This is a genomic window from Rhodococcus sp. 2H158 (genome assembly GCF_053764755.1).
The window spans coordinates 41,692-61,681 of sequence record NZ_JBSNCE010000002.1 but is presented as its reverse complement, the minus strand read 5'-3'; the positions used below and the strand labels follow the sequence as shown (position 1 = coordinate 61,681).

Annotated in this window: 20 protein-coding genes; 5 read left to right on the top strand and 15 right to left on the bottom strand. The window is 71.5% G+C overall.

The window, feature by feature from the left end; translation table 11 throughout:
• Positions 1-52 precede the first annotated feature (52 nt).
• Positions 53-2,434: a response regulator gene (locus ACWPOB_RS02060; protein WP_455399748.1), complete on the bottom strand. Its 2,382-nt coding sequence runs from the start codon at positions 2,432-2,434 to the stop codon at positions 53-55.
• Between the two features lie 201 nt (positions 2,435-2,635).
• Between ACWPOB_RS02060 and ACWPOB_RS02055 the strand changes: the two genes are divergently transcribed.
• The 3 genes from ACWPOB_RS02055 (at position 2,636) to ACWPOB_RS02045 (ending at position 6,019) form a co-directional block, all read left to right on the top strand.
• Entirely contained in the window at positions 2,636-2,953 is a 318-nt protein-coding gene (locus ACWPOB_RS02055) for a heavy-metal-associated domain-containing protein (protein WP_455399747.1), read from the top strand.
• A 27-nt stretch (positions 2,954-2,980) separates the two neighbouring features.
• The gene (locus tag ACWPOB_RS02050; RefSeq protein ID WP_455399746.1) at positions 2,981-5,221 is read left to right on the top strand and encodes a heavy metal translocating P-type ATPase; all 2,241 of its coding nucleotides are present in this window, start codon (positions 2,981-2,983) and stop codon (positions 5,219-5,221) included.
• 81 nt (positions 5,222-5,302) lie between these two features.
• Positions 5,303-6,019: a hypothetical protein gene (locus ACWPOB_RS02045; protein WP_100057452.1), complete on the top strand. Its 717-nt coding sequence runs from the start codon at positions 5,303-5,305 to the stop codon at positions 6,017-6,019.
• A 10-nt stretch (positions 6,020-6,029) separates the two neighbouring features.
• On the opposite strand, the gene ACWPOB_RS02040 is transcribed toward ACWPOB_RS02045, so the two are convergent.
• Positions 6,030-6,524, bottom strand: coding sequence for a hypothetical protein (locus ACWPOB_RS02040; RefSeq protein ID WP_455399745.1), 495 nt, complete (start codon positions 6,522-6,524; stop codon positions 6,030-6,032).
• A gap of 231 nt (positions 6,525-6,755) precedes the next feature.
• Positions 6,756-8,234, bottom strand: a complete 1,479-nt coding sequence (locus ACWPOB_RS02035) for a carboxylesterase/lipase family protein (protein ID WP_455399744.1) — start codon at positions 8,232-8,234, stop codon at positions 6,756-6,758.
• A gap of 159 nt (positions 8,235-8,393) precedes the next feature.
• Between ACWPOB_RS02035 and ACWPOB_RS02030 the strand changes: the two genes are divergently transcribed.
• Together ACWPOB_RS02030 and ACWPOB_RS02025 are read left to right on the top strand one after the other, a co-directional pair.
• Entirely contained in the window at positions 8,394-8,936 is a 543-nt protein-coding gene (locus ACWPOB_RS02030) for a flavodoxin family protein (RefSeq protein WP_100057449.1), read from the top strand.
• A 127-nt stretch (positions 8,937-9,063) separates the two neighbouring features.
• Positions 9,064-9,708, top strand: coding sequence for an MBL fold metallo-hydrolase (locus ACWPOB_RS02025; protein ID WP_100057448.1), 645 nt, complete (start codon positions 9,064-9,066; stop codon positions 9,706-9,708).
• A 54-nt stretch (positions 9,709-9,762) separates the two neighbouring features.
• Here the strand turns inward: ACWPOB_RS02025 and ACWPOB_RS02020 are convergent, their stop codons facing one another.
• The 12 genes from ACWPOB_RS02020 to ACWPOB_RS01965 all read right to left on the bottom strand — a co-directional run bounded on the left by ACWPOB_RS02020 (position 9,763) and on the right by ACWPOB_RS01965 (position 19,859).
• Positions 9,763-11,406 (bottom strand): FAD-binding dehydrogenase, encoded by a 1,644-nt coding sequence (locus ACWPOB_RS02020; RefSeq protein ID WP_455399743.1) that lies wholly within the window; start codon positions 11,404-11,406, stop codon positions 9,763-9,765.
• Between the two features lie 48 nt (positions 11,407-11,454).
• Positions 11,455-12,159: a DUF2334 domain-containing protein gene (locus ACWPOB_RS02015; RefSeq protein WP_100057446.1), complete on the bottom strand. Its 705-nt coding sequence runs from the start codon at positions 12,157-12,159 to the stop codon at positions 11,455-11,457.
• 30 nt (positions 12,160-12,189) lie between these two features.
• Positions 12,190-12,843, bottom strand: coding sequence for a 5,6-dimethylbenzimidazole synthase (gene bluB / locus ACWPOB_RS02010; protein WP_100057445.1), 654 nt, complete (start codon positions 12,841-12,843; stop codon positions 12,190-12,192).
• A 5-nt stretch (positions 12,844-12,848) separates the two neighbouring features.
• The gene (locus tag ACWPOB_RS02005; RefSeq protein WP_455399742.1) at positions 12,849-13,343 is read right to left on the bottom strand and encodes a glutathione peroxidase; all 495 of its coding nucleotides are present in this window, start codon (positions 13,341-13,343) and stop codon (positions 12,849-12,851) included.
• Between the two features lie 69 nt (positions 13,344-13,412).
• Entirely contained in the window at positions 13,413-14,249 is an 837-nt protein-coding gene (locus ACWPOB_RS02000; protein ID WP_455399741.1) for a methylamine utilization protein, read from the bottom strand.
• Positions 14,250-14,295: 46 nt separating this feature from the next.
• The gene (locus tag ACWPOB_RS01995) at positions 14,296-14,628 is read right to left on the bottom strand and encodes a cupredoxin domain-containing protein (RefSeq protein ID WP_455399740.1); all 333 of its coding nucleotides are present in this window, start codon (positions 14,626-14,628) and stop codon (positions 14,296-14,298) included.
• The gene (locus ACWPOB_RS01990) at positions 14,625-14,969 is read right to left on the bottom strand and encodes a plastocyanin/azurin family copper-binding protein (RefSeq protein ID WP_100058194.1); all 345 of its coding nucleotides are present in this window, start codon (positions 14,967-14,969) and stop codon (positions 14,625-14,627) included. The genes ACWPOB_RS01995 and ACWPOB_RS01990 overlap by 4 nt, the downstream gene beginning before the upstream one ends.
• Before the next feature lie 11 nt (positions 14,970-14,980).
• Entirely contained in the window at positions 14,981-16,600 is a 1,620-nt protein-coding gene (locus ACWPOB_RS01985) for a multicopper oxidase family protein (protein WP_455399739.1), read from the bottom strand.
• On the bottom strand, positions 16,597-17,910 hold the full coding sequence (locus tag ACWPOB_RS01980) for a hypothetical protein (protein WP_455399738.1): 1,314 nt from the start codon (positions 17,908-17,910) through the stop codon (positions 16,597-16,599). Before ACWPOB_RS01980 ends, ACWPOB_RS01985 begins: the two co-directional genes overlap by 4 nt.
• Positions 17,907-18,569 (bottom strand): methylamine dehydrogenase light chain, encoded by a 663-nt coding sequence (locus ACWPOB_RS01975; protein WP_100058192.1) that lies wholly within the window; start codon positions 18,567-18,569, stop codon positions 17,907-17,909. The genes ACWPOB_RS01980 and ACWPOB_RS01975 overlap by 4 nt, the downstream gene beginning before the upstream one ends.
• 44 nt (positions 18,570-18,613) lie before the next feature.
• Positions 18,614-19,228: a redoxin domain-containing protein gene (locus tag ACWPOB_RS01970; RefSeq protein WP_065922985.1), complete on the bottom strand. Its 615-nt coding sequence runs from the start codon at positions 19,226-19,228 to the stop codon at positions 18,614-18,616.
• A gap of 40 nt (positions 19,229-19,268) precedes the next feature.
• A complete protein-coding gene (locus ACWPOB_RS01965; protein WP_455399737.1) occupies positions 19,269-19,859 on the bottom strand; it encodes a MauE/DoxX family redox-associated membrane protein in 591 nt (196 codons plus the stop codon).
• Between the last annotated feature and the right edge of the window lie 131 nt (positions 19,860-19,990).

Below are 19,990 nucleotides of genomic sequence, written 5' to 3'. Positions count from 1 at the left end.
CGGCCGACCCGAGCCGGTCCGGAATCGGCAGGGCCCGACGCCGGCGGCCCCGTCACGGCTGTGGCGGCTCCGGCTCGGCGAGCGACGCCGTGAAGTTCTCGACGATCTCGGCCGCGAGGGTGCGAACCTTGACGTTCGTCGCCTGCGACATCGCCGACAGCTGCGCGAACGCGGTGTCCGCGTCGACCCGGTGCGCCGCCATGAGCAGGCCCACGGCCCGGCTCGTGACACTCCGTGTGTCCAAGGCGGTCCGGAGCGAGGCTGCCTCGCGCTCGCCGGCGGCGAGCAACTCCTCCCGCAGACGTGACATCTCCAGGTGCACGCGGACCCGGGCGATCAGCTCACTGGGGTGGAACGGCTTGACGACGTAGTCGTCGGCACCGGCCCGCAGTCCCTCGACGGCGGACTCCGATCCGGCCCGGGCCGTGAGCAGGATCACCGGCAGCCGCGCCAGCCGTTCGTCGCCCCGCACCTCCCGCAGCAGCGACAACCCGCTGCGCCCGGGCAGCATGACGTCGCTGAGGAGCAGGTCGGGAACCTCGGTCCGGATCCGCTCGAGCGCGGACTCGGCGTCGGCGGTGACATCGACGTGCCAGCCCTGCGCGGCGAGCAGGTCGACGAGATGGTCACGCATGTCCGCGTTGTCCTCGACGAGGAGGAGGCACGGTTGCCCCTCGCGTGGTCCGGCGCCGGGGGTCGCGACGGGCCGCCACGCCTCGGCCTCCCCCAGGTACGCCGCGCCGGCGGACGCCACGACGTCGTCCGCGGCGCGTGGTGCCGGCTGTGCGCTCGGCACCACGGGCACCGTCACCGTGAACACCGAACCGTGCGGGGCGACGGCGTCGACGGACACCGAACCGCCCAGGGCGGCAACGAATTGCGCGACGAGAGACAGCCCGATGCCCGAGCCCTCGCGGCTGCGGCCGGACCGGTCGCCGATCTGGTAGAAGCGGTCGAAGATCTTGCCCCGCTCGGCCTCCGCGATGCCCGTGCCCGTGTCGGCGACACACAGCACCAGGTTCGCTCCGTCACCCCGCAGAGACACGGCGACCGAGCCCTCCGGCGTGAACTTGATCGCGTTGGACAGCAGGTTCAGCACGATGTGTGTCCACATCGCCCGGTCGGTCGCCACGTACCGGCTCGGCACATTGTCGACGTCGACGAGGAGCGCGAGGCCCGCACGGTCGGCGGCGTCGCGGAACAGTTCGGCGGCCTCGCGCGTCACCGCGACGATGTCGGTGGGCTCGGTGTGGGCGTCGAGCCGGCCGGCGTCCCCACGCGCGACGTCGAGCAGCATGTCGACGAGCCGCTGCAGGCGCAGGGCGGCCCGCCGCGCCGCCGCGACGGCGTCGACCTGGGCGGGTGGCAGCGCGGCGGCGTGCTCGTCGAGCAGGGTCTGCAGCGGCCCGAGGAGCAGCGTCAGCGGGGTGCGGAACTCGTGGCTGACGTTCTCGAAGAACCGGCTCTTGGCGGCGTCGAGCTCGGCGAGTTCGGCCGCCCGCCGGCGTTCGGCCTCGTAGGCCTGCGCATCGGACAGGGCCGTGGACACGCGGACCGCGACCATATCGAGGAACACCCGGTACTGCTCGTTCAGCTCGCGGAACCGGCTGATGCCGAGCACGAGAGAGCCGGCCGGGCCACCACCGGAGACCGGGAGCGGCAGTACCACCGCGGTGTCGCCGTCGGGACCGAGGTCCGCGACCGTCTCGGTCCTGCCGGACTCGGCGACCCGGGCGATCACCTCCGACAGGTCCGACGCGGCGCCGGGAGCGGTGCCGAACTCGGCGACCGTCGCCATCACCTCGTCGCGGCACAGGTGGGCACTGCCGAACGGCAGATCGTCCTCGTGGCCGGCGAGCAGGCCGAGCGCAGCCCGGCAGGCATCGTCGGCGGTGTCGGTCTCCGTCATCGAGAGCTGGCCGAGTTCCCGCAGGACGGCGGCCCGGCGCTCGGCGAGCACCTGCTCGGTGACGTCGGTGGTGGCGACGAAGATGCCCGCGACGGTGCCGTCGGCGGCCCGGACGGGGCTGTAGGAGAACGTCCAGTACGTCTCCTCCGTGTAGCCGAAGCGGTGCATGAACAACTGCATCCGCTCCGACAGGGTCGGCTCACCGCGTTGCGCCTGGGCGAAGAGGGCGCCGATGACGTCCCAGATCTCGCCCCAGCACTCGGAGGCCGGCTGGGCGACCGCCGCCGGGAACTTCTCTCCGAGGAAGGGCCGGAAGGCGTCGTTGAAGATCTGCACCCGCTCTGCTCCCCAGCACAACAGCATGGGCACCCGCGACGGAACGACGGTCCGCACGGCCGCCGTCAGTTCGGGAGGCCAGGTGTCGATCGGCCCCAGCGCGGTCGACACCCAGTCGGCGTGGCGGTGGGCGGTCGCGGTGGGATCCGGTCCCGGGAACAGGGCGTGGGCCGAAGTCTCGTCGTTCACCTCGGTGTCGCCTCACATCCTTGCCGTCGGTCCTGTCGGAGGTTCTCAGGATAAGGCGGGCCGGCCCGCCGCTTCCGGGCCTTGTCCCACCCGGGCGGCACGCGACATTCCTGAAGATTCGATGAAGAGGAAGTCCCGCCCTGGCGGTTTTATACCCCTAGGGGGTATAAATGGGGTGCACCCACGCAGAGGAGAATCGCGATGACCCGGCTCCTGCCCCTGACCGACACGGCCAGCGGCTGCCGCTGCGGCAGCCACCCCACCGAACCGACCGGACCGAGCAGTGAGGACCCCCGAATGAACACCCAGGCCTTCCCCGTCGTCGGCATGACCTGCGGCCACTGCGCCGGCGCCGTCACCGAGGAACTGCGCGCCCTGCCCGGCGTCGAGGACGTACACGTCGAACTGGTCGCGGGCGGCGTCTCCACCGTCACGGTGACCAGCGTCGACGGCATCGACGGCGAGGCCGTCGCCACCGCGCTCGACGAGGCCGGCGACTACCGCCTCGCCCCGCAGTGACCCGCCGACTCGAGAAGGGACCCGCCCATGACCACGGGTGAGATGGTGCACGAGGTAGAACTCTCGATCGGCGGCATGACCTGCGCCTCCTGCGCGGCGCGCATCGAGAAGAAGCTCAACCGCATGGACGGCGTGACCGCCACCGTCAACTACGCGACGGAGAAGGCGAAGGTCACCTATGCGCACGGGGTCGCCCCCGACGACCTCGTCGCGACGGTCGAGGCGACCGGCTACACCGCCGCGCTCCCCGCCCCGCCGCAGGCCGAGGAGACCACCGAGGCCGCCCCCGAACCGGACGAGGCCGCCGCCTGGCGTCAGCGCCTGACCGTCTCCGCGGTCCTCACCGTGCCGGTGGTGCTGCTGTCGATGATCCCGGCGCTGCAGTTCGACAACTGGCAGTGGCTGACCTTGACCCTGGCCTCCCCCGTCGTGGTGTGGGGGGCGCTGCCGTTCCACCGCGCCGCCTGGACCAACGCCCGGCACGGCGCCGCCACGATGGACACCCTCATCTCCGTCGGCGTCACGGCCGCGTACCTCTGGTCGCTGTGGGCGTTGTTCTTCACCCACGCCGGTATGACCGGGATGCGGATGACGTTCGATCTGCTGCCCACCGGCAGCTCCGAGCCGCACATCTATCTCGAGGTCGCCGCCGCCGTCACCACCTTCATCCTCGCGGGGCGCTATTTCGAGGCCCGCGCCAAGCGGCAGTCGGGCGCGGCCCTGCGGGCACTGCTCGACATGGGCGCCAAGGACGTCGCCGTGCTACGCGACGGTGACACCGAGACCCGGATCCCGATCGGCCGGCTCGCCGTCGGCGACCGGTTCGTCGTGCGGCCCGGCGAGAAGATCGCCACCGACGGCGTCGTCGTCTCCGGCACCTCCGCCGTCGACGCGTCGATGCTCACCGGCGAACCCGTGCCGGTCGAGGTCGGGCCCGCAGACCCCGTCGTCGGCGCGACCGTCAACGCCGGCGGCCGGCTCGTGGTCCGCGCGACCCGAGTCGGCGCCGACACCCAGCTCGCTCAGATGGCGCGGCTGGTGACGGAGGCGCAGAACGGCAAGGCCGAGGTGCAGCGGCTCGCCGACCGGGTGTCGGCGGTGTTCGTCCCGATCGTCATCGGGCTGTCGCTGCTCACCCTCGCCGGCTGGCTCCTCACGGGCAACTCGGTGACCGCGGCGTTCACCGCTGCCGTCGCAGTACTGATCATCGCCTGCCCCTGCGCGCTGGGCCTCGCGACCCCGACCGCACTGCTCGTCGGCACCGGCCGCGGCGCCCAGCTCGGCATCCTGATCAAGGGACCACAGATCCTCGAATCCACCCGCCGCGTCGACACCGTCGTGCTCGACAAGACGGGCACCGTCACCACCGGCCGCATGGCCGTGGCCGCGGTGCACGCGGCGGACGGCGGCTCCGAGGACGAGGCACTGCACCTGGCGGGGTCGCTCGAGCACGCCTCCGAGCACCCCATCGGGCGCGCCGTCGCCGAGCGGGCCGCCGCCACCGGCGCTCTCTCGCCGGTGGAGAGCTTCGAAAACCACGGTGGACGAGGGGTTTCCGGTGTCGTCGACGGCCACGCCGTGCTCGCGGGCCGGCTGTCCTGGCTGCGCGACGAGTGGTCGCTGACCGCGCCCGAACCGCTGCGACGGAGCGCCGGGGCCGCCGAAGCCGAGGGCCGCACACCGGTGTGGATCGCCTGGGACGGGCGCATCCGGGCGATCGTCGTCGTCTCCGACACGATCAAGGACACCTCCGCGTCGGCGATCGCCGAACTGCGCGAACTCGGCCTGCGGCCGGTGCTGCTCACCGGCGACAACCGCAGCGCCGCCGAGACCGTCGCGAAGCAGGTCGGCATCGACGAGGTCTTCGCCGAGGTCCTGCCCGCCGACAAGGTCGACGTGGTCAAGAGGCTGCAGGACGAGGGCCGGGTCGTCGCCATGATCGGCGACGGCGTCAACGACGCGGCCGCCCTCGCCCAGGCCGACCTCGGACTGGCGATGGGCACCGGCACCGACGTCGCGATCGAGGCCTCCGACCTGACCCTCGTGCGCGGCGACCTGCGGGCCGCTCCCGACGCGATCCGGCTCGCCCGCGCGACCCTGCGCACCATCAAGGGCAACCTGTTCTGGGCGTTCGCCTACAACGTCGCGGCCCTGCCGCTCGCGGCGCTCGGGCTGCTCAATCCGCTGATCGCCGGCGCGGCGATGGCGTTCAGCTCGGTGTTCGTGGTCAGCAACAGCCTGCGACTGCGGCGGTTCAGCCCCCGCTGAGGCCCGCACCCACGACGCGCTGCCGGCGGAAGGTCTCCGATTCGCCGGCAGCGCGTCCTCGCGCTGTGTCACGCTCGTGCCATGGAGGCGGAGCGGGACCAGCTGCTGCTCACGGTGCGTAACCTCGCCCGGTTCCACCGCGAGCACGAGAAGTTCTATTCCGAATCGCCGTTCCACGACGTGATCCGGCTGCACCGCAGCTCACGCGCCCTGAAGGCGCTCGCCGAGCGGTGGTCGGTCGTCGCACCGCTCGAACGGACGTCGCCGAGCCCGTTCGCCGGCGCGCCCGACCTCAACGACGATCGGGCCACCGAGACGCTCGGCATCCTGTTCATGGAGAGCGGCGACGAACCCGCCGAGATCACCAAACTGAAGGCCGACCTCGGGACGCTCGCCGAGGCGAATCGGACGACCGGGCAGTGGCTCGCCGACGCCATGGCGACCGCCTGGGACGTACTCGAGGCGCTGCTGGCCTACCCGGGCCTCGCGGACCTGCTCGCCGAACGGCACCGCATCGTCACCAACGACTGGCAGTGCGCGACGACGGCCCAACTCGTCGCCCGCAACCTCGATCGGGCGGTCGCGATCCTGGGACGCATCGACTTCACCGCAGCCGCCCTGCGCGCGGACCTCGCCGGGGACCGCATCGCGCCACGTTACGTCTTCTCGGCCGCGGAAATGATCGACCACGCCGCCGATCTCGCGGCGCAGAGCGCGGTGCTGACGCACGAGAACGAGCGGCGCTGGCGGGTCTTCCACGATCGGGTCGAGCAGATCGTCGCCGGCCCGGAGCCGTAGCACCGGCCGCTCAGCACCCCTGCGTGTCGAGGAGGACACAGTCCCACGTGACGGTCCGCTCCGCCGGGATACGGCCACCGCCCTCCCACAGCGTCGGCGGCCCGGACGGGTGCACCGAATACCAGCCCGGATACCGGGTCGGCGTGCGATTCGCGAGCTGGGTGATCCAGCCCCGGCGCACGATCCGGCCCCGCGCGGTCGGCACCGTGCGGTGGAACACACCGAGGTAGCGGTCGTAGAGCAGACAGCCGGAGACCGTGTCCTGCCCGTCCTCCGGATATCCGGGCGGGAGCAGCGCCGACACCCCGTCCCCGAGGTGCGCGACCCGGTCGAACCCACCCGGCGTGCTCGCCGGGACCCGCTCGACGCGAGCGGGCAGGTTCCGGCTGATCAGTTCCGGCGGCAGCATGTGCGGCAGGCACCACTCGGTCGTGCCCTCGATCGTGTCCCCGACGTGCAGCCGTTCGTAGCCGGGTTCGAGGTCGACGAGCATCCAGATCCTCATGCCCGCCACCCTCGCCGACCGGACGGCACCCGAGCGAGCGGACCCGAAGGCGCAGCACTGTTCCCGTCGTTACCGACCCGGGCACCGATCGGAGTCGGCTCGGTGAAACGATGCATCATCACAGCCCGGTGCACTCGACGAGGGACCGGAGGGCGACGCCTCCGGGCACCGGGATACCGTGCGGCCACCCTACCCGCCGCGGGCGCTGCCGTCACGGATTCCGCTGCGACGTCACCCGATCCAGCACGCCAGCTCGTCGGCGCGCGGATCGGCCACCACCGGATCACCCTCACCGCCGAACACCCGGACCGGCCGTGAGGCATCGATCGGCGCCCATCCCGGACCTCCCGTGGTCGCGAACTGCACCCAGGCGCGGTGCATCTCGTCGGCGAGGGCCTGCGGGGGCCGGTCGCCGGTGAGCCGGTGGGAGACGTCGAGGCGGTCGAAGACGAACGCGATCTCGAGGGCATGGCACGCCCGCAGATCCTGCACCGGGCTCGGCCAGGCGAACTCGTACAACCACGCTGTGCCACCGTGGCGGGCGACCGCGTCGGCCAGGGTGACCGTGCCCGACCGGAAGGCGTAATCGGTGAGGACAGCGGCGAGCACGTCGCCGGGAGTCGCGCCCGGCCGGTGGGCCGCGTACAGGTCGGCGAGCGCGGGATCGATCCCGTACCGCTGCAGGACGAACGGCAGGTTGTCGTCGGTGATCGCCGCGGCGATACCGGTCGGCACCAGGAAGAAGCGGAACTCGTCCGTGGTCGTGCCGGCCAGCACCGGCACACCCGTTCCCGCTCCGGCGGCGATCGCATCGATCGGCAACGACGGCAGAATCTCCCCGTCGATCGTCGGGAACATGCTCATCACGCCCAGTCCGCGCTGCACCACCGACGCGCCCCACCGGGCCGGGTCCGGATTCTGGGCGAGGTCGAGGCCGAGAGCGTCCTGGGCCGCCTGCAGGACGTCCGGGGCGAGGGCCCCGAACGCCTCGGCCGTGGCCGGCACACCCAGGCGGTCGGCGAGGACAGCCCCCACCCGGCGCGCGTCCTCGAGGTCCGAGGCCGCCGTGGCGTTGCCGCTCTGCACGACGGCGCGGTGGAACAGTCCACTCGCGGCGGGCGAGGCCAGCAACGCGGCCACGCTCATCCCGCCGGCCGACTCGCCGAACACCGTCACGTTGTCCGGGTTGCCGCCGAAGGCCCGGATGTTGTCCTGCACCCAGCGCAGCGCGGCGAGCTGATCCAGCAAGCCACGATTGTCCGGCGCGCCGTCGAGCGACAGGAACCCGGTGACGCCGAGCCGGTAGTTGATGCCGACCAGCACCACACCGTCGCGCGCGAAGGCGCGTCCGTCGTAACTGTCGATCCGGTTCGAGCCGCGGGTGAACGCGCCACCGTGGATCCACACCATCACCGGCAACCCGGAGGCGCCCGGATCGGGTGTCCACACGGAGAGATTCAGGCACTCGTCGCCGGGTTCGATGACGTTGCCGAGCAATGCGGCCGCCGGAGCGGCGTACGGCGCCTGAGGGCAGGTGGGGCCGGGCGCGGTGGCGTCGCGGACACCGTCCCAATGTGGCCGCGGGCCCGGGGCCGCGAACCGCGCCGCTCCCACCGGGGCGGCCGCGTACGGAATGCCCAGAAACGCCCACACTCCGTCGGTGGGCGTGCCCCGTACCGTTCCCCCGGTCGTCTGCACCGTATCCGTCATGCCCCGCTCCTCTCCTCGCAGCTCCTCACAACGCCACCCACCCGAGCGAATGTATCGCTGATCTCCGTAGGCCGACGGAAAGTCACATTCGCTCGGTCCGACGGCTCCTATGCTGAGTTGGACGGTCGTCGATTTTCCGCCCAGCCGAGGAGGTGCGGCATGCGAGCACTGGTGGTGTACGAATCGATGTTCGGGAACACCCGTCACGTGGCGGAAGCCGTCGCGCGCGGGCTGGGACCGGCGGACGCGGTGCGCACGGTCCCCGTGACGCAGGCACACGAGGAGAACCTGTCCGAATACGACCTGGTGGTCGTCGGCGGCCCGACGCATGCGCACGGCATGAGCCGGGAGTCGACGCGCCACGGCGCGGTCGAGCAGGCCGAGAAACCCGACAGCGGGCTGACGCTCGAACCGGACGCCGAGAGCGAGGGCGTCCGCGAGTGGCTCGATGCGCTGCCGGCCGGCGGCGGGAAGGCCGCATCGTTCGACACGCGCATCGACATGGCGGCCGTCCTGACCGGGCGCGCCGGCAAGGGCATCGCCAAGAAGCTGCGCAAGCACGGATTCGAGCTCGTCGCCGATCCGGAGAGCTTCCTCGTCGACAAGCAGTCGAAACTCGAGCCCGGCGAGGAGGATCGAGCCGAGCAGTGGGGCCGCTCGCTCGCCCAGCAGGCAGCGAGCGGGTCCGAGGAGCTGCGCTGACCCGCCCGCGGGCCGAGCGAATGTATCGCTCATCTCCGTAGGCCGACGGAACGATACATTCGCTCGGCACAACTGGACGCGAGATCGCTCGGCGCGCCGCCGCGCGCGACGGTCCATACTCGGGTGCATGCGACTGACCCACTTCGGACACTCCTGCCTGCTCGTGGAGCACCTGGGCGCGACGATCCTGTTCGACCCGGGGAATTTCTCGCACGGCTTCGAGGGCATCACGGGGCTCGACGCGATCCTGGTCACCCATCAGCACCCGGACCATGCCGACCCGGCGCGACTGCCGGCGCTGGTGGAGGCCAACCCGGGGGCTGCCCTGTACGCGGACCCGCAGACCGCCGCTCAGCTGGGCGGCGGCTGGAAGGCCGTGCACCCGGGCGACGCATTCACCGTCGGCGACGTGCACGTGCGCGGCACCGGAGGCCGGCACGCCGTCATCCACCCGGAACTGCCGGTCATCGACAACACCGCCTATCTGCTCGGCGACGCCGAGAACCCGGCGCGACTGCTGCATCCGGGCGATTCGCTGTACATCCCGAACGAGAGGGTCGACGTGCTCGCGCTGCCCGCCGCGGCACCGTGGCTGAAGATCTGGGAGTCGGTGGACTATCTGCGCGCGGTCAATCCGCGGGTGGCCGTGCCGATCCACCAGGGCATCGTCGCGGAGCAGGCCACCGGCATCTTCTACGGCCGTTACTCCGAGATGGCGCCGGAGGGCACCGAGTTCCGGGTGCTGCCCGCCGAGGATTCGGTCGAGGCGTAACCGCCGGTGTGTCCTTTGGGCTGCGGTAGCCGCCCAAAGGACACACCGGCCGCGTCAGCGGCCTGCGGCCCTGCCGGCGGCGCGGCCGGAGAAGATGCAGCCGCCGAGGAACGTGCCCTCGAGCGAGCGGTAGCCGTGTACCCCGCCGCCGCCGAATCCGGCGACCTCACCGGCGGCGAACAGGCCCTCGAACACCGAGCCGTCGGCCTTCAGCACCCGGCCCGACAGGTCGGTCTCGAGCCCGCCCAACGTCTTGCGCGTCAGCAGGTGCAGCTTGACCGCGATCAGCGGTCCGGCCTTGGGATCGAGCAGCCGGTGGGGGGCGGCGATGCGGGTGATCCGGTCCGGCAGGTAGGCGCGGGCCGCGCGCATCGCCGCGACCTGCAGATCCTTGGTGTACTTGTTCGCGATCTCGCGGTCGCGGGACTCGACGACCTGCTTGACCGTCGCGTAATCCAGCGGCGCATCCGGGGTGATCTCGTTCATCCCTGCCACCAGTTCGGCGAGGGTGTCGCGGACGACGAAGTCGACGCCGCGGCGCTTGAACGCCTCCACCGGTCCGGGTGCGCCGGGCTTGACCCGCTGCAGCACCTTGCGGATGTCGCGTCCGGTCAGATCGGGGTTCTGTTCCTGGCCGGAGAGCGCGAACTCCTTCTCGATGATCTTCTGGTCGAGCACGAACCAGGTGTGGTCGTGGCCGCTGCGCACGATGTGCTCGAGGGTGCCGAGGGTGTCGAAGCCCGGAAACAGCGGCACCGGCAGTCGCTTGCCGGTCGCGTCGAGCCACAGCGACGACGGGCCGGGCAGGATGCGGATGCCGTGGTTGGGCCAGACGGGGTCGTAGTTGGTGATGCCCTCGGTGTAGTGCCACATCCGGTCGCGGTTGACGATGCGCCCGCCGGCGCGTTCGGTGATCTCGAGCATCCGCCCGTCGACGTGCGCCGGCACGCCGGTGAGCATGTGCTTCGGCGGGTCTCCCAGCCGCTTCGGCCAGTTCTTCTTCACCAGGTCGTAGTTGCCGCCGATGCCGCCCGACGTGACGATCACCGCGCCGGCCGAGAGTTCGAACTCGCCGGTCGCCACGCGCGACGACGCCACGCCCCGCGCCGCCGACGACGGCTCGAGCACGGTTCCGCGCACCCCGGTGACGGCGCCGCCGGTGAGGACGAGGTCGTCGACGCGGTGCCGGTTCCGCAGGATCACCCGGCCGCGGTCGACGCCGTCGAGCACCTTGCGGGCGAAGATCTCGACGAGTGCCGGTCCGGTGCCCCACGAGATGTGGAAGCGCGGCACGGAGTTGCCGTGACCGCCGGCGTCGTAGCCGCCGCGTTCGGCCCAGCCGACCATGGGGAACAGCTTCAGCCCGCGTTCCTTCAGCCACGCGTGCTTTTCTCCGGCCGCGAACTCGACGTAGGCCTGCGCCCAGCGGCGCGGCCAATAGTCCTCGTCCTCCCGGTCGAAGGCGGCGCTGCCCATCCAGTCCTGTAGGGCCAGGTCGTACGAGTCGCGGATGCCGAGTCGGCGCTGCTCGGGGGAATCCACGAAGAACAGCCCGCCGAACGACCAGAAGGCCTGTCCCCCGAGGTTGTGTGAGTTCTCCTGGTCGACGAGCACCACGGTGCGTCCGGCTTCGATGAGTTCGGCCGTGGCGACGAGCCCGGCCAGGCCGGCGCCCACCACGATCACGTCTGCGTCCATGCCCGCCAACCTACTGCAGGGTAGGTTCGTGTGGGCGGATCTTCGGGCTCAGGCCGCGCCGAGTTTCCGCAGGCGCGGCGGCCAGCGGTAGACGGAGGGCTGCGCCTCGAGGTGCAGGGCGAGGTCGATCGCGTCGAGCATCGCCTGCCGCGGCCCCGGCCGGTCGAGTTGCTTGCCGGAAATCGACAGCCGCAGCAGCCCGCCACGCCGCGCGACCCGGGCGGCGCCGATGACCATCGCCCGGCACCACCACGGTTCGGCCTTGGCGCCCTCGCCGATGCCGAACACCCGTGCATGAGTGACGGTATCGCGGTCCAGGTCGTGGATCCCGGCGGCGCCGGCCAGGAGCCGGAAACCGGTGACGGGCAGCGCCGCGACGGCCCCGGGCGAGGCGAGCCAGCGCGGCGGCGCGAAGAGCCGGGTCCGCAGCCCCGTCTCCTCGAGCACCCGGTCGGCGGCGAGCAGCCGCAGCCGCGCCTCGTGTTCGGGCAGGACCGCGAATTCGGCGCGCCGCCGCTTGGTCGCGGCCTGGTCGTAGCCGTGGAGCACGATGGCGTCGCCGCCCTCGCGACGCTCGAGCAGCCATTCCTGGGTGTGCGGGTCGCGCGCCAGCCGGTAGTGGTCCTTCAGTCGCGGCGCGACGAGCAGCGACAGCGGCACGCCGCGGGCGTCCATCTCCCGGGCGAAGGCGTCCACCGCCGGGCGGGTCTCGTCCCTGATGCCCGACACCGACACGATCAGCTGGCCGCTCATGGGCTCCACGGTGCCAGGGCCGGATGAACGTCAGGCGTCGCGCACCTGAAGGGTTTCGGCATGCACGGCGTCGGCGAGGGGCCGGCCGGTCCGCCACCCGAACCGCTCGAGGTCCGGCACCTCCTGCAACCGCGTCACGGGGCCGACGCACAGCCACGCGATCGGCCGCACCGGGGACCGCGCCCCGACGAAGTCGGCGAGGAACGCCTCGTCGTAGAACGAGACCCAGCCGACGCCGAGTCCTTCGACGGTCGCCGCGAGCCACAGGTTCTGAATCGACAGCACCGCCGAGAACACGCCCACGTCGTCGATCGTGTGCCGGCCGAGGATGTGCTGCCCGCCCCGCGACGGGTCGTAGGTGACCACGATCCCGGTGCCGGACTCGGCGATGCCCTCGACCTTGATCGGGTCGAAGGTGCGCCGCCGTTCCTCCGGCAGCGAGTCCGCGAACGCGCGACGGCAGCCGGCGACGTGGTCGGCGAACTCGGCGAGCCGCTGCGGGTCGCGGACCACCACGAAGTCCCACGGCTGGGTGTTGCCGACGCTGGGCGCGGCGTGCGCCGCACTCAGCACCCGCCACAGGACCTGCTCGTCGACGCGTTCGCCGGTGAACTCCGCGCGGACGTCGCGGCGCGCACGGATCACGTCGTACAGGGCCGCCCGCGCATCGATGGTGTCGGTCATCGCGGTCAGCGGGGCAGCGCGGCGTCGATGGCCGCGATCACCTCGGGGGCGTCGGGCTCGGTGCGCGGCCGGAACCGGGCGACGACGTTCCCGTCCGGCGCGACGAGGAACTTCTCGAAGTTCCACTGCACATCACCGGCCTCCCCGTTCGCGTCGGGGTGCTGGGTGAGCTCGGTGTAGAGGGGGTGCCGGCTCTCGCCGTTGACGTCGATCTTCTCCATCAGCGGGAACGTGACGCCGTAGTTGGTGGAGCAGAAGGTCTGGATCTCCTCGGCGGTGCCCGGCTCCTGGCCCATGAACTGGTTGCACGGCACACCGACAACGGTCAGGCCCCGGTCGGCGTACTCGACGGCGAGCTTCTCGAGCGCCGTGTACTGCGGGGTCAGGCCACACTTGGAGGCGACGTTGACCACGAGGACCGCGCGGCCGTCGAACTCGGCGAGGGAGGTGGGCACCCCGCCGAGGGTGTTGATGCCGATGTTCTGCAGAGAAGTCGTCATGCCGCCCGACGTTAGTCGCGGCGGTCCCCGGTGCGGTAGTGCGCCCGGGAACCGCCGCGAACCGGCACGTCAGAGTGCGGCGACGACCGCGAACGCGCCGAGAGCGACGAGCGCGGCGCCGGTCAGCGTCTGCACGCGGCGGTCGACCACGCACATCGCCGACAGGAAGCCCGGCATCGACCCGCCGCCGCGGGTGTGCAGGATCGCCAGCAGGCTCGGCAGGCACCGGCCGAGCGAGACGAGCGTGAACAGGGCGGCGCCGAGCGCCGGGGAGCCCACCACAGCGACGCCGAGCACCAGCAGGTAGTACGCGCTCGACCGAATGAAGATCACGAAGCCGGGTCCGATCATGGCGCCGAAGAGCAGCGAGACCTTCCACGGTGCCATCGACCGGCGCAGGTGCCGCGGCAGCTGCCGGCGGCGCATCGGCGTCGGCAGCGTCACCAGGCCCAGCTCGTGCAGACCGTAGGCGAACGCGACGACGCCCCACGCGACGAGCGCCCACGTCATCGGGACGGATCCGGCGACGAGCGCACCGAGCGCGCCGACGAGCGCACCGGTGGGGGCGCCGGTCGCGACCGACCCGAGCGCGTGCCAGCCGAGCCGGCGCACCGGCGTCGACGAGCCCGCGCGGTCGGGCTGCTTCGGAGCCGCGACGACGCCGGCGACCGACATGCCGCACGTCGACCAGTTCGCGGCCAGGGCGGTGACGGCTCCGGCACCCACGACCGCGGCGGTCGTCGCGGTGGGTCCGGACGGCGCGACGAGCGCCGCCGCCCCGGCACCGGCGACGCCGGCGGCGGCGATGAGTGCCGCCCGGGTGCGCGACGGCACGGCCTTCTGCAGGGTGGGACGGATGTCCGGCACGTCCGTCGTCAGCGGCTCGTGCGTGAGTACTGCTGTCATGACTTCCTCCAAGGGGGTCGGTGTTCTCCGGATGCGGACGGCTGGTTCAGGATTCGGTGACAGTGACGGTGACGGTGCCGGTCATGTACCGGTGGACCGAGCAGGTGTACTCGTAGGTTCCCGGTTCGTCGAAGGTGTGGGAGTACGTACCTCCCCCGGTGATCCCGCTGTCGAACCGTCCCTCCGACGTGACCTGGTGCAGCACCCCGCCGTCCTCGAACCGCCATTCGACGGTGCCGCCGGCCGGTACGGTCACGTCGGGCGGGGCGAAGTGGACGTTGCTGACGACCACCACCGCGTCCGGGGGCCGCTCGGACGGCCCGCAGGCCGCGACGAGCGGAAGCAGCAGGGCCGCAGCCCACCCCGGCCGCCGGGTCATTCCCGGACGATCACGGTGCCGACCATCATCGGGTGCGGCGTGCAGTGATAGGTGAAGGTGCCGGCGTCGTCGAACGTGTAGGAATACGTTCCCTCGGTGAGGAGTTCACTCTTCAGCTCCCCCTCGAGGGGACCCTCGCCCACGACGTCGTGCGGCAGTCCGCCGTCGTCGAATCGCCATTCGACGGTCTGACCCTTCTCGATCGTCACCGACTCCGGGTTGTAGGCCATGTTCTTCACCTCCACGACGACGGCCGGTTCGGCCGAACCTCCGGCGCTGCCGCACGCGGACAGGCTCGCCGCGGTCAGCAGGCCGGCGAGCAGGGTGACGGACTTCTTCATGGCGATTCCTCTCATCGGATGTACCGCAGGTTCGCGGTCATGCCGGCTTCGAAGTGGTAGGCGTTGTGGCAGTGGAACATCCATTCGCCCGGATTGTCGGCGTCGAATTCGATCGCGAGTTCGGTGCCGGGCAGCACGTTGACCGTGTCGCGGCGCAACCCGCCGTACGCGCCGATCGCGAAGGTGTGTCCGTGCGTGTGCATGGGGTGCCACATGGTGGACGAGTTCTTCATCGTGATCCTTACGCGTTCACCCTGTTTCATGACGAGGCGGCCGGCGTCGGCGCCGGCCATGCCCCACACGTAGCGGTCCCCTGCCTGGATCAGCTCGATCCGGTAGTCCCGGTCGGGCTCGCGCGGGTCGAGCCGCACGGTGTCGGCGGGCCGCAACGCGCTCTCCGCGACGAGCCGGCCGTCGAGTTCGGGGATCGCGTCGCCCACGTCGGCGTCGGCCATCGGCACCGCATCCGGGGTGCGCAGCACCGTCGAGGCATACCCCTGCCGCCCTTCGACCTTCGCGACGATCGGCCACACGCCCGACTTCACGGTGACGAGGACGTCGTAGCGTTGCGCCATTCCGACGACGATCGTGTCGGCGACGGTGGGCTGCACGTCGAAGCCGTCCGCCGCGACGATCGTGAGTTCGTGCCCGGCCACCGCGAACCGGTACGGGGTCTCCGCCGCCGCGTTGACGATCCGCAGCCGCAACCGCTGCCCCGCCGCGGCGACGACCGGGGCGGGATCGTTCGGGGGACGACCGTTGATCAGGTGCAACGGATACGCGATGTGCTGGGTCATCCCGCCGAGGGGCGCGGACTCGCCGTGCCCGGCGCTCACCAGCTGCCGGGCGACGTCCGTGTCGCCGGCCGGGTGCGCGCCGGGTGCCGCACCACCGCCGTGGCCGACGTGACCGCCGGAGATCGCGGGGTTGAGCGCCATGAGCACGGCGTCGGGCGTGGTGCCCAGGCCGTCGACCCAGTCGTCGAGGACCAGGACGGCGTCGGCGTCGGCGCCGGTGCGGTCGTCGGGGTCCTCCACGATCAGGGCCCCGAACAGGCCGCGGTCGGCCTGCAGGCCGCTGTGCGAGTGGTACCAGTGGGTGCCGGGGTCCGGGACGACGAAGTTGTAGTCGAACGTTGTGCCCGGTGCGATCGCCGCCTGGGTGACGGGCGCTGCGCCGTCCATGTCGTTGCGGATCCGGATGCCGTGCCAGTGGAGCGTGGTGTCGGCGTCCAGGTCGTTGCGCACCGCGGCGTCGAGCCGGTCGCCCTTGCGTACCCGCAGTTCCGGGGCGACGGCGTGCCCGCCGTAGGTCCAGGTGTCGACCAGGCGTCCGCCCAGGTCGACGGTGGAGAATCCGGCGGCGAGCGCGAACGACGCCACGGTGCCGTTCCACCCGCGGGCGGCCTCGGCGGCGGCGATCTCCGGATCGGCCGGGGAAATGTAGTCGAGATCGGACGCCGCCGATCGTGTGTCCGATCCGGCGGCCGCCGGCTGCGTACCGGACGATGCGGTAGCGCAACCGGCGGCACCGAACCCGAGCGCGCTCATTCCCAGCGCTCCGGCTCCGAGGGAGCCCAGGGCGAGGAATCGGCGCCGGCCCAGCACCAACCCGTTTTCGGGTTGTCTCATCCGATCACCTCGGGGGTGAGCAGGTCGGTGAAATCCTCGACGTTGCCGCTGATCTCCGCCGAGGAGACCTGTTGCCCGGTCGCGGCGTCGAACCCGACGATGCGCTGTGCCGCCTCGCCCTGACCCTCCGGATTGCCACCGAGGACGTAGAACGTCGCGCCGTCGACGGAGAACGCCATGCTCGCGATGTCGGTCAGCCCCAGGTCCTGCAGGCTCAGCGACCGGATAGGTGCGAGGTTCGCGGCGTCGGACAGCACGATGCGGGCCAGGTCGCCGCCGCGCGCGGAACTGGGATGGATCGGTGAGTCGGTGTAGGCGATCGCGATCCGGGTGCCGGTGTTGTCGATGACGTCGCTCGCGAACCGCCCGTCGGGCTGACCGGCGTTGCCGATCGGCGTCACCGCGCCCTGCGGCAGGCCGTTCGAGAAGTCGAAGACGTACACGTCGCCGTTCTCCCCGACCAGCAGGGCCTTGCGCGCCTCGGCGGCCCACCCGACCTTCCGGGCGCTGACGAAGTCCTCCGGCAGCACCTTCGCCCGGGCGGTCTCGGCCGGCACGCCGTCGTCGCCGACGGAGATCCGGATCAGCTCGCCGGTCTCCTCGCACACGCTGTAGATCTCGTGATCCACGGTCCAGGTGAACGGTCCGCAGCCGACGATCTGCACGGCTCCGCTCTGCTGCTTCGTCTCGAGGTCCACGACGCGGACGCCGTAGAGCCCGTCGTCCCACGTGACGAAGTACCGTCCGTCGGAGGTGACCGCGTTGGAACCGGGCCGCGAGTGCACGCGCGCGACGTCGGGCAGCAGCGCCTCGGCGGGCTCGAGCAGATTCCCGGAGTAGGTGCTGACGGTGAAGTCCGCGGCCCCCCGCGAGCCGCGGGGGCGCCACACCTCGGCGGCGAGAACGGCCGGATCGGACGGAGTCTCGCCGACGAAGCCGTGGATCACGGGGTCCCAGATGCCGGGGCCGACGACGATGCGGCTGCCGGCGACGCCCGTCTTCGGGTCGAGGACATTGACGCCGAGCTCGAGCTTGCCGAATCCGCCTGCCACGGCGACGAGCTGGTCACGCCGGATGGGGTCGATCTCGCCGACGTGCAGCGGTTCGGGGATGGTGTCGCCGATCTCCTGGTCGTCGTGGCCGAGCGAGATGCCCTCGCCGGGGGTGCTGAATTCGACGGTGGGATAGGTGACGTCGCCGGCGGTGTTCGCGTCGTCGCCGGACGAGCCGCAACCGGCGAGGGTGACGAGCAGCGCGAGCGGTACGACGGCCGCGGCGGGACGCACGAGGCGGCGGGAACGCGATGTCATGATCCGGCACCGACCTTCGGGCGGTCGGCGGGACGGGCCTGGCAGTCCTCGCCGATGATGGGGGCCATGGTGCAGGTGTACGACTGGGATTCGTCGGACACGCACCAGATGATCTCCTGGTCGTAGCTGCCCGAGACCGGGTTGTACATGACGGCCTGCATGTCGGGTTCGCCGCAGAAGGCGTTGGAGCACGACGGGGCGCCGCAGCAGTCGTAGTAGGCGATCAGGTACGTCTTGCCGGTGTCGGGGTTGGTGCAGCAGCCCACCCAGAATTCGGCGCCCGGCTTGCTGCCCGGCGCGCACGTGGTCACTCCGCCTCCGTTGCAGGCAGCGCAGGAGGTGCCGTCCATGTTGCACCAACGCCAGTACTCGCACTCGGCGGGATCCTTGCCGTCGTACACGGGCACGAGCGGGTCCGGGCCGGGCTCGGGGGCGGGTTCCTGCGCGAACGCGGTGCGCGTCACCGGAAGCGAACTGATGAGCGCCACCCCCGACACGCCCATCGTCCAGCGGCCGAGGCGGCTGATCATCGAGCGGCGCGACACCTGTTCCGACATCCGGCGTCCGGTCCGGCTCATGAACGAGCCGCCCTTGCCGGCCATCCAGGCGGCTTGTTCCTTGACGGTCTCCTCGTCGACCGGATACCGGTTCTCGTACATCTCTTCCAACGCATCTCTCCGTTCGTCCAGGGGGAAGGCGGGATTCAGGCGCTCGCGGCGGCGCGGGCCTTGGCCTGTTCGTGCAGGTGCTGCAGCGACGGGGTGCCGGTCTCGAGGGCGTTGAGCAGGCTCTCGACCTGGGCCATGTGGTTGCACAGCCCCTTGGCGCGGATCTTGCCGTGCTCGTCGAGGATCACCCCGTAGGGGGTGGTGCCGACCTGGTAGGCGATGCCGACGTCGCGGCCGTCGACGTAGCTCAGTTCGGTGCCGATGTTGCTGCCGGCGAGGAACTGCCGGTGTTCCTCCGGTGTGCCGTCCGAGACGATCACGACGTCGAGGTCCTTCTCCGCCTTGGCCATCGCCCGGATGCCGGGCAGCAGGCTCTTGCAGGTGGAACAGGTGGGCGCCGTGAACAGCAGCAGCTGCGGCCTGTCGCGGTGGCCGCCGACGCCGACGGTGCGGCCCACGTGGTCGGTGAGGCCCCGGAAGGACGGGCCGGCCTGCTCGATCTTCGGACCGGTGTCCATCATGCGGGCCCCGAGGGGGCCGAGCCGGACCTGCACCCGGCCGATCTCGCGGGCCAGCGCGAGCACCATCAGGAACAACACGGCGACCGCCACCACCAGCACGATGATCGCAACGAGAAATATGGTGTCCATCTGTCGTCCTGTCTCGGGAAATGTTGTGGGCGAAATGGTTTCAGGCCCCGTAGCGCGACACGGTGGAGACCGCGCGCAGTTCGATGGACGCGCCGGTCAGGTGCTCGTCGACGGGCCGGCGCCCGACGTGGACCACGGAGCGCAACTGGGCCACCGCGAGCCCGGCGGCGAGCGCGAGCGCCGCGAGCGCGAGCGCCGCCACCTGCTGGAGCGCGCCGAGCGTCGCGGGTCCGGTGAGGGCCAGCACGATCGACGCGGCGGCGAACGCACCGGCCCGCACGGAGTGGAACCAGCCGATGCGCGGCGCCTCGCCGTGGCCACCGAACGCGAAGCAGCCGCAGTCGAGCTCGCGCCGGCCCCGCGCGAGGTTCACGGTGAGGCCGACGAAGAAGCCGAGGAACAGCACCGCCGCGACAGCCGCGGCGGCACTGCCGGCGACGCCGAGCACCAGCAGGGCACCCACGGCGATCTCCGCGGCGGGCAGCACCCGCGCGACCGCCCGTTCCAACACGGGCGGCAGCAGCCGATAGCCGCGGACGACGCGCAGCAGCCCCTCGTGATCGCCGGCCTTCGGCACCCCGGCGAGCAACAACGTCCCGCCGACGAGCGCCGCAACCACCGCCCAGATCATCGTCGTCCCCTTCACAGTCGAGTGATCGTGCCGGTCAATCGTGCGCACCGGATGCGTCGCGAACGGGTCGTCGGGGAAACGTCCGGGGGCACCGCGAGTGGAACCGGCCGTGGCGGCGCGCCCCATGCGGA